The organism is Methylobacterium sp. J-090, from assembly GCF_022829345.1.
Classification (GTDB): Bacteria; Pseudomonadota; Alphaproteobacteria; order Rhizobiales; family Beijerinckiaceae; genus Methylobacterium.
This window is the reverse complement of the sequence record NZ_JAKSXV010000030.1, coordinates 1-9,436: the sequence shown is the minus strand read 5'-3', so window position 1 is coordinate 9,436 and position 9,436 is coordinate 1. Positions and strand designations below refer to the sequence as shown.

Annotated in this window: 7 protein-coding genes; 2 read left to right on the top strand and 5 right to left on the bottom strand. The window is 65.8% G+C overall.

Annotated features, from left to right (window positions below; all coding sequences use genetic code 11):
- Both MKK49_RS04430 and MKK49_RS04425 read left to right on the top strand, forming a co-directional pair.
- Positions 1–650: Hint domain-containing protein (locus MKK49_RS04430; protein WP_244026850.1), on the top strand; the 650-nt coding region annotated here is incomplete at its 5' end.
- A gap of 22 nt (positions 651–672) precedes the next feature.
- On the top strand, positions 673–1,566 hold the full coding sequence (locus MKK49_RS04425; protein WP_244026849.1) for a class I SAM-dependent methyltransferase: 894 nt from the start codon (positions 673–675) through the stop codon (positions 1,564–1,566).
- A gap of 310 nt (positions 1,567–1,876) precedes the next feature.
- Here MKK49_RS04425 and MKK49_RS04420 read toward each other — a convergent pair whose 3' ends face one another.
- From MKK49_RS04420 to MKK49_RS04400, 5 genes are all read right to left on the bottom strand, one after another.
- A complete protein-coding gene (locus MKK49_RS04420; RefSeq protein WP_244026848.1) occupies positions 1,877–2,863 on the bottom strand; it encodes a FecR family protein in 987 nt (328 codons plus the stop codon).
- Positions 2,864–2,867: 4 nt separating this feature from the next.
- Positions 2,868–3,383 (bottom strand): sigma-70 family RNA polymerase sigma factor, encoded by a 516-nt coding sequence (locus MKK49_RS04415; protein ID WP_244026847.1) that lies wholly within the window; start codon positions 3,381–3,383, stop codon positions 2,868–2,870.
- 601 nt (positions 3,384–3,984) lie between these two features.
- A complete protein-coding gene (locus tag MKK49_RS04410; protein WP_244026846.1) occupies positions 3,985–5,769 on the bottom strand; it encodes an ABC transporter ATP-binding protein/permease in 1,785 nt (594 codons plus the stop codon).
- Positions 5,766–7,508 carry an ABC transporter ATP-binding protein/permease gene (locus tag MKK49_RS04405; protein ID WP_244026845.1) on the bottom strand — a complete coding sequence of 581 codons (1,743 nt, stop codon included), beginning with the start codon at positions 7,506–7,508 and terminating at the stop codon, positions 5,766–5,768. Before MKK49_RS04405 ends, MKK49_RS04410 begins: the two co-directional genes overlap by 4 nt.
- A gap of 266 nt (positions 7,509–7,774) precedes the next feature.
- Positions 7,775–9,133 (bottom strand): TonB-dependent siderophore receptor, encoded by a 1,359-nt coding sequence (locus MKK49_RS04400; protein WP_244026844.1) that lies wholly within the window; start codon positions 9,131–9,133, stop codon positions 7,775–7,777.
- Between the last annotated feature and the right edge of the window lie 303 nt (positions 9,134–9,436).

The following is a 9,436-nucleotide window of genomic DNA, read 5'->3' as shown; positions in this document are numbered from 1 at the left end:
CTCCCTTTGCGTTGTGCTTTGTGGCGGGCACGCGGATCCTGACGGCGCGGGGCGAGGTCGCCGTCGAGGACCTGCGGGTCGGCGACAGCGCCATCACCGCCTCCGGCCGCCGCCGCACCGTCACCTGGACCGGCCACCGCCACCTCGGCACCGAACGGCCGATGCCCGCCGATCAGGCCCCCGTCCGCATCCGCGCCGGCGCCTTCGGCCATGGCCTGCCCACCCGCGATCTCCTCCTCTCGCCCGGACACCCCGTCCTCGTCGGAGCCGACGCCGACGGCCAGGACGGCGTGCTCGTGCCGGTCATGTATCTGGTCAACGGCACGACCATCGCCCGCACCGGCGCCAAGCGCGTCACCTACTGGCACGTCGAGCTCGATGCCCACGACATCCTGCTCGCCGAAGGATTGCCGGCCGAGAGCTTCCTCGACATCGGCTGCCGCCCGTTCTTCGCGGAGGCCTCGGACCACGCGCTGCACAACCCGGATTTCGTGCCGCCGGGCCTGTCGGGCCGCTGCCGTCCGGTCGCGGTCGACGGACCCCTCGTCGAGGCCGAGCGCGACCGCCTCGGCGCCGTCTTCGCCCAAACCCTCGCGGATGAATGCGCATGGGGCGCGGACGCGCACCGCTTCGTTCTGGCAGTCGCCTGACAAATGTCTTAGGTTGGGATGCATGCATGCCGGCACCCTGTCCCTCGACGCCTTCCTGGGCCGACGATCTGCCGACCGTCGCCTTGCGCGGCTCACGCACGATGTCGGCCTCCCGGAGGGGCGAGGGCTGGAGTTCGGTGCGGCGTCCAAGCCAACGCCGTTGCCGGAAGGTCTGAGCGTTACCTATCTCGACTTCACGGTCGACGCACACGCGGACCTGCCCGACGCGGTTCCGGTCGATTATGGCTGGGCCGGCTCGGCTCCCCTGGCCGTTCTGCTCGGTCGGACCGACTACGACTTCGCCATCGCCTGTCAGGTGGCGCACCGCGTGCCCAACCTCCTCGGCTGGTTCCGCGGCATCCACACCGTGCTGCGCCCTGGCGGCGTGATCAACCTGTCGCTGCCCGACAGGCGCTACATGGCCGACGTGGCACGCCCGGACAGCACGATCGGCGAGCTGGTCGAGGCGGACCTGCTCTCCTATGAGCGCCCGAGCCCACGGCAGGTCTTCGCCCATACCTACGAGGCGCGCACCGTCGATCCGGCCGCAATCTGGGAGGGCGAGGATCCATCGCAGGCTCCGCGCCTCCACGGGGAGCAGGCCCTCGCCGTTGCGCAGACGCGCGCGGTCGCTTCGCTCGATCCGGAGGGACACGCGCCCTGCCATTGCTGGGTCTTCACGCCGCTGTCCTTCCTCGACGTGATCGAGGAGGCGACGCGACTTGGCCTGTTCTCGTTCGTGTTCAACCAGATCGCCGCGACGGAACCCGGCGGGTCCGAGTTCTTCGTGTCGATGCGACGGGACGTACAGGAGGATCCGCAGGTTCTACGCGCGATGCAGGAAGGCGCCATCGGATATCTGCGCGCGATCCTGCAGCGGCAGCGCCGGATCGCCAAGCTTATCGCGTGCGATTGACGGGGTTGTCTCGGCGATCCGTGCCTGTTGCGTGACGTCGAGGCTGCCCGACACTTGCTTGATGTGATCTGCGGATGACCCAACGGGGGCGCTTCCCCCGCGTGCGATTGCCGAAGCCGGGCCGGGGTCCCTCTCGCGACGGGGAGGGACCTCGCGACGGCTCTGGGGTGAAATGACGACCGTCGCTCCTGTCTTCCCCGGTGGTGGGTGAGGCCCGTCGAACGGTCGCGGCACGTCACGCTTGTCGGACAGGATAAGAGCGTGAAAGCACACCAGATCAACGGCGGTGGTCGGGAGGACCGACCTCCGCTCAAGCCGACGGTGTGATCTTGATCCAGAAGCCGGCCGTTCGGACCATTGTCAGGCCGACCGATCGCGCGAGCGTATCCAGAGCGGCGACCGGGTCGAAAAGGTTGAAGACCCCTGACACGCGCCGGTCCATCACATCGGGATCCAGCCTCACGAACCCAGCAAAGTAGGGGCGAATCTGCTCGACGATACTGGCGATGGATTCATTGTCGACGACCGCCAGTCCGGTTGTCCACGACGCCTCCGCCCCGGCATCGACCTTGCTGAGCGTGACGTCGGTCCCGTCGAGGCTGAGGCGCTCGCTCGCCCTGACGGTGACCCGACGTTCCGGCCCGATGAGCGTGCCGCCGCCCGTAAGTCCCGTGACGGCGAGGCGTCCGTCGCGCCGATCGAACACGAACGATCCGGCCGACGCGTTGAAGCGGAATGGGCCGAGGTCGACGATGAGGGGGCGAGCGTCCCGGCTCGCTACGTCGAGCATCATCCGGCCCCGGACAAACTCGAGACCACGCTCTTCCGGTCGCGAGGCGAGGTTGAGCGACGAGCGTGGCGCGAGGATCACGTCGCTGCCGTCGGTGAGCTGGAACCGCTCGTGCTGCGCCGTGCGCGTGTAATGATCGTTGAGGACGTCCTCCATCGGCACGAAGCGTTGCAGGGAGGCTGCTCCGACGCCGCTCGTGGCAACCAGACCGACCAGGCCGCGGAGTACCGTCCGGCGGTCGCGTCGCATCGCCGGCTCGCGTAACCGGGCGACCGTGCCGTGCGGGAGCCCGGACCGAGCCAGGACGTCGAAAGGCTGAAGGCCGCCCGACATTCTGTTCCAGGCCTCGGCATTCCCAGGGCTGGCATGGCGCCAGCGCTCGAAATCACGGGCCTGACGCTCGGTCATGCTTCCGGAGTTCAAGGTGACCATCCAGTTGATGGCGGCACGCCCGCTCTCATCGATGCGGAGATCGGCAATGCCGTCCCGCGTTCGGGCCTTCGCCATGCCCTCAGCTTTCAATCTTGGCCAAGTAGACCGCCGAAAATCCCTGGGTCATGTACTTGCTCACGGCCCCGAGTGAAACGTTGAGTTCCCGTGCGATCTCCTTGTTCGACATACCATCAATCTGGCTCATGAGGAACGCCGTGCGGGCTCGGAGCGATAGGCTGGCGAGCACCTGATCCACTTTCTGAAGCGCTTGCATGATGATGAGACGCTCCTCGGGCGAGGCGTCCACCGCTTCCGGGATGGCCAGGAGGGCATCCTCGTAGGCGTTCTGAAGAGTCTTGCGGCGACGCGCATCAAAAATGATCCGCTTGGCGATCGTGGTCATCATGGCCCGCGGCTCCCGCACGCTCGCCATGTTCGGCAGTGTCAAAAGCGACAGGAAAACATCCGAGACGATGTCCTCGGACGCCTGGACCGTCCAGGGCTGACGCGACAGCCAGGAGCCGAGCCAGGAGGAATGCTCTCGGAACAGGGTCTCGACCAGCCGTGAATTCTGTCCAACCACAACGCTTGCCATCTCTAACCCCCACACGCGTCTCTTTCGCTGCCCGCCACGCCAGCTGTTCGCTCTTCGCTTTCCACACAGGCCGCTTGGCACGGCCGGTCGTTGTATTGCCCCTCCCTGATAAGTATTTCCGCAAAATGATATATGTTTGTATTCTATAATGTATTTCTTATTACCTTACTTGTCATAACGATTAGTTGTCAGCGGATATACGCCTTCAACCAATACGGTTGGCGTGTTTCGCGTAAAGATAGAACTTTATATTTATAAACCCAAGCACGACTCGTGCCACATGCAACGCAGAGAAGAGAAATCCGATGTTTCATTAGTCTAGGCCCAGGCGTCCATTCGCATCAAGGGGCCGGCCTCGGATGTGCCGGCGGCGGGGATGCTCCCGGCAAGGCCGCAACATCGCGCTGCGTGCGGGCGAAGGGCGTATCCGTCCGGCCGGGGGAAGCGGATGGGGCGCATGCGATCACGATCCGCGACGGTCCGCATGATCGACGGGGTCGTTCGGAGCGCGATGCTCCCTCGTCTCCGGTCGGAGCGCTCGCTCAATCCCTGCTGCGTCGGTCCGTAGGTGGTCGGCGGCCGGGCGTTTTCCCCGAAGCGGTTAGGCCGGGATGTCGGGGTGGCGGCCGGCGGACCTGAGGCGCGTCAGAATCCAGCCGCCTCCGGGCTCGAGCGTCAGCATCTGCGTATGGTGGTCCAGGATGCCCACCCGATGGCCGACGCTGACGAAGCGCGCGCCCGTCTCGACCAGCACACTGTAAAGATGTGCTTCCGTCGCGGCGTCCACCGCGCTCGTGGCCTCGTCGAGGAGGACGAAGCGCGGCCGCGCGATCAGCACGCGGGCGAAGGCCAGCCGCTGTTGCTCGCCGAGCGACAGGATTTGTCCCCAGTCCTTGACCGTCGAGAGACCTCCGTGGATCGCCGCGAGATCGGCCAAGCGCACCGCCGTCAGCGCATCGAGCAGCACCGCGTCGGGCACTTCACCGCCGTGCGGATACAGGAGTTGGGTGCGCAGGTCCGCCCGTGTCACGTAGGGACGCTGCGGCAGGAAGAGGCAGTCTGCAGCGGGCGGCATCACCACGCGTCCTTCGCCGCGCGTCCAGAGACCCGCCATGGCGCGCAGGACCGAGCTCTTGCCCACTCCCGTCCGGCCGACGATGACGAGGTTCTCCCCCGGTTCGAGCGTCAGGCTCAGGTTCCGCACGAGGCACTGCTCGCCGCCCGGGGTTTCCAGGCTCAGGCCGTCGAGCACCACGGTGTCGCGCCGGCGCTCACGCGCGATCCCCTGGCCCGCCCCGGCCCCCTGCTGCGCCTCGAGCCCGTCGAAGCGCTCGACGATCTGCGCGATGCGCACGGCGTGGGGGGCGACGCCGGAGAGCGGAGCGAGGATACCGAGCAAGGCCGCGGCCGTGGCGGAGACCGTGGCCGAGACGGCGGTTCCCTGCATCAGGGTTCCGAAATCGATCTCGCCCGCCAGCAGCCGGGGTGCGAGGACAAGGTAGGGGATCGCCACCCAGGCAAGCCCGAACAGCAGCGGAGCCATGTCGGTCACGGCACGCCGGAACAGGGTGACGATGAGGTCCCGGCGCACCGCCGCGCCGACGAGTCCATGCAGCCGGGTCCGTTCGGCCGGCTCGCCCCCGTAGAAGGCGATCGCTTCGGCGTTGCCGTGGACATGGGCGAGGGCGTAACGCAGATTGCCGGTGGCCATCGCCGCCGCGTAGCGCAGGCGCACGAGCGGCACGTAGCCGAGATAGGTCGCGATGGCCTGCGCCAGGCCGACGACGATCACGACCAGCGCCAGCCGCCCGTCGATCGTCGCGAGCACGGCACTGCCCGCGACGAGGGCCCCCACCGAGCCGAAGACCTGGACCGGCAGGCCGAAGAACAGGGTGACGACGGTTGCGAGGCTCTCCTGGATGCGCTGGTCCGGATTGTCGATGTCGCTGCTCTGGGCGATGTCGTAGTACACGCGGCCGTCGAGATACCGGCCCGTGATCCATGCGGTCAGCCAGATTCGCCAGCCCCTGGTGATCCAGGCGGCGACGATCATCGCGAGCCCGGCCACCAGGATCTCGCCGAGGAAGATCGCCGCGTAGAGCAGGAACTGCCACCGGAAGAGCGTCCAGTCGCGGCCCGTCAGCGCGTTGGTCATGTCCTTCAGGACGTAGGACGCGGCGAGGTTCAGGGTGGTGGCGAGGGTCGTCTGGCCGAGGATCGCGGCCATGCCGATCCAGTACGGCCACGCGGCACGTCGGGTCCAGAACGGCACGAAGAAGCGCCCGATGCGCCGCAGGAGCAGCCGGTCGAGCCCGAGGTCCGCCCGGCCGGCGGAGGACGACACGGAGGGATCGAAGCGGGCGGCCTCCTCGCCGGTCCCGCTCACGGCGCGTCCGCCCGCTCGCGGGCCCGCGCCTCGACGGGTGCCAGATCCCATCGGCCCCCGGCTTTCAGCGTGAGGATGTGGGTGTGGTGGGCGACGATGCCGAGCCGGTGGCCGACGCTGATGTAGCTCGCCCCGCTGCGGGCGAGCCGCCCGTAGAGATGCGATTCCGTCTCCGCGTCGAGGGCACTCGTGGCCTCGTCGAGGAAGACGTAGCCGGGCCGTGCGACGAGTGCGCGGGCGAAGGCGACGCGCTGCTGCTCGCCACCCGACAGGATCTGCGACCAGTCCCGCACGGCCGAAAGGCCGCCATGGGTCGCGGCCAGGTCGGGCAGACGCACCGCGGCCAGGATGTCCAGGAGTGCGTCGTCGGACAGCTCGGCCCCATGGGGGTAGAGCAGCTGCGCCCGGAGCGAACCGCCCGGAAAGTAGGGGCGCTGGGGCAGGAACAGCGTGTCGCGGAAAGGCGGCATGGCGATCTGGCCCCGCCCCCGGGTCCACAGGCCCGCCATGGCGCGCAGGAGCGAACTCTTGCCCACCCCCGTCTCCCCGACGATCACGAGGCTCTCCCCCCGGCCGACCGTGAGGGACAGGCCTTCCACGAGGCGGCGCGCACCGTCCGGCGTCTCGAGCGTGAGCGCCGCGACCGCCACGTGACCATGCCCGCCCCGCAACGCGATCCGGGGCATGTCGGCACGCGCCCGCGTCATCGCATCGAAGCGCTCCTGAAGGGGAGCGAGCCGGGCGACCCGGACGGTGAGTTCGCCGAAGGACGACACGATCGCCGTCAGGGTTTCGACGACGCCCCGCATCATCAGCGTGATCGCCGTGGCCTGCGCCAGGGTGCCGTAGCTCATCGTGCCGGTCGCCACCTGTTCGCCCAGGACGACGTAGGGAAGCGCCATCCAGGCGAAGGCCAGGACGGCGTGCACCGTCAGGTGGAGGAGCGCCTGGAACCGGTCGAGGCGGAAGATGCGGTCCGCAGCCGCGCGGGTGCGCTCCATCACCGAACGCCTCTCCATCGCCTCGCCGCCGTAGAAGGCGATCGCCTCCGCGTGATCGCGGATGTGGACGAGTTCGCGGCGCAGATCGCCCTCGGCCACCTGCACGGCGACCTGCCGCCGGACGAGGGGCGGAACCGTCAGCGTGGTCGCGGCGATCTGCACGATTCCGAGCACCGGCACGACGAGGAGGAAGCGCGCATCGAGCGCCACGAAGACCGCGACGGCGGCCCCGAGCCGGGCCACCACCCCCACCGTCCACTGCAGGATCCGGATCGCGTGTTCGACGAACGGCCCCACGCTGTCGGCAATGCGCTGATCGGGATTGTCGAGATCGCCCTGCAGCCTGATGTCGTAATAGGCACGCTCGGCCAGATATTGATCGATCACGTGCCGGCTCAGCCACCGGGACCAGGCCGCCTCCACGAAGGCGTCGACGATGAAGCGCGCCTGCGGCACGAGGGTCTTGGCCGTGAAGACGAGCAGGTAGGCCAGGAGCGCGGCCTCGAACGCCGCCTGGTCGCGGCTCAGGAGGCCGTCGGTGACGTCCTTCAGCAGGGCCGCGGCGCGCACGACGAGGTAGGAGAGCAGCATCCCCTGGCCGAGCAGCACCCCGAGACCGATCCAGGCCGGCCACGATTGCGGGCGACGCCAGAACGGCACCGTGAGCCGGACGATGCGCCGGAACAGATGCGCGTCGATGCGGTGATCCGACCGGTCCGGCGACACTCCGGCGGTCATGGCTCTACGATGGCCATGCGGCGGCCAATGGCCCTGGAAATCTCGCCGGATCGCCGTGCCGTCCGTGAGACGAGACCGCTCCGCCCGCGAAGGTGGAGGCAGGTCGGCCCCGCAAGACGATGGACGGAGCGGACGCGGGCGCAATCGGATGCAGGCGGTCGTGCACCGTGAGGACGCGATCCGGTGGTGCCACCTGAGAAGTGGGGGGAATGTGCATGGACCGGAGCGCCTGCGATCGAGAGATCGGCTTCGTTGTGACGGCCGGGCTACTCGAAGGAGTATTTCGCTTGAAGGAGGAAGGTCCTGCTCTCGGCGATTCCGATGAACTGTGCCGAGTAGCTCGGCAGGTATCCGTACTTGTTCAACAAGTTCTTGACTCTGAACTGAAGGGACCAGCGATCGTAATCGTAACCGATCATCGCATCGGCCGTCACATAGCCCGGAACGACGAAGGGCGGGGGCGTGCCAGAGCTCTGGTAAATGACACTATTCGAGTTTCCGCGACCGCCCAAGCCCAGGGTGAATCCCTGAAACATGCCGGATTGGAATGTATATGTACCCCAAAGACTTGCGGTATATTGAGGGCTTCCATCAAGCTTGACGAAACCGCCGTTCGTCCCGCTGGTTTTTGCAACGGTCGACGCAAACGATCCGATGATGTTGAAACCAGGATAGATCTCGCCCTGGACATCGAGCTCGAAAGATTTTGAGCGCTGGCCACTCTCCAGTAAAAGGAAATTGCACCCCAACTCAGGATCGCATCGCGCGACGTTGGAAGCCGCAATATCGGAGTACGAGGCCGTGATGCTCAGCTTCTTGTCGAAGAGGAACGCGCGCCCCCCGACTTCCCATTGGTCTCGCTCTTCCGGGGGGGCCGCCTTCTTTGTATCTCCCAATGTCCCAAGCTGAGGCCGAAAGCCGTTCGACCGGTTCCCGTAGACCGTGAAATATGGGGTCACGTCAAAGGCAGCGCCGGCGACCCAGGACAAACCTTCGACGCGGCTCACTTCGACGTCCTTGCGGCCTGCATAGCCCGACCAACTGTCAAAACGCGATTGATCGTAGCGAACCTGCCCCAGGATATGAAGACGATTATCCAGCGTGTCGAACTTCTCGAGATAATAGTACCCGACCTGTCTGGACTCCCGATTGTCGTAATCGATAGGCCTTGTTGAAGTGACGCGAAACAAATCCTGCTGTATCGGCGGGATATAGGGATTTATTTTTGTAATTTGACCAAGGCTGATTGCAGATTTTGCGTCTGCTTCCTGGTAATCCAAGCCGAAGATCGATGTCTGCTTCGCAAAACCGGCATCGTAGACCAGCGTGAGGTCTGACCTGTTGACGAGCCGACTGCCGCTCGACGTGACGAATCTCTGCCTTGCATTAAACTGGTCAAGCCCCGCGTTCGCGGAACCAGTTCTCACCCATGTGAATGAATTGATATCATCTGAAAAAATGTCATAGGAGAATTTGTTGTTTACTGTCGTGTCGATACCGAACACATCTCCGAATCTGTGGGTAAAATCCGAGTAAACCGTCGTGTTGCGGCTAGAAGCATTCAAATCGGGATTGAAGTAGGCGGTGCCGCGTGGAATCTTGAGTATGGGATGTGGAACATTCACGTCGGGGTTGAGAAACGTAAATTGTCCGATGGGTCTTCTCTGGTCGACGTGCCGTAACCCCGCCAGAATGGACGTATTCGCATCTTCCCATTGGACGACGGGAGAAATCAGGGTTTCATGGCGGTCGCGATAGCCGGCGTAGTTCTGGTCCGCGTGCGTGCCGGCTGGCCTGCCCCCGTTCGGTGGCCCATGTTCGAAGTTAGTGCATCGTCGGTCGCGTGACGATGGCAGGGCGAGCGGACGGCACTGATCCGCTCGGTTCGGTTGGCCAGATGAGGACCTCTGGCGCAGGCGGCTGGTAGC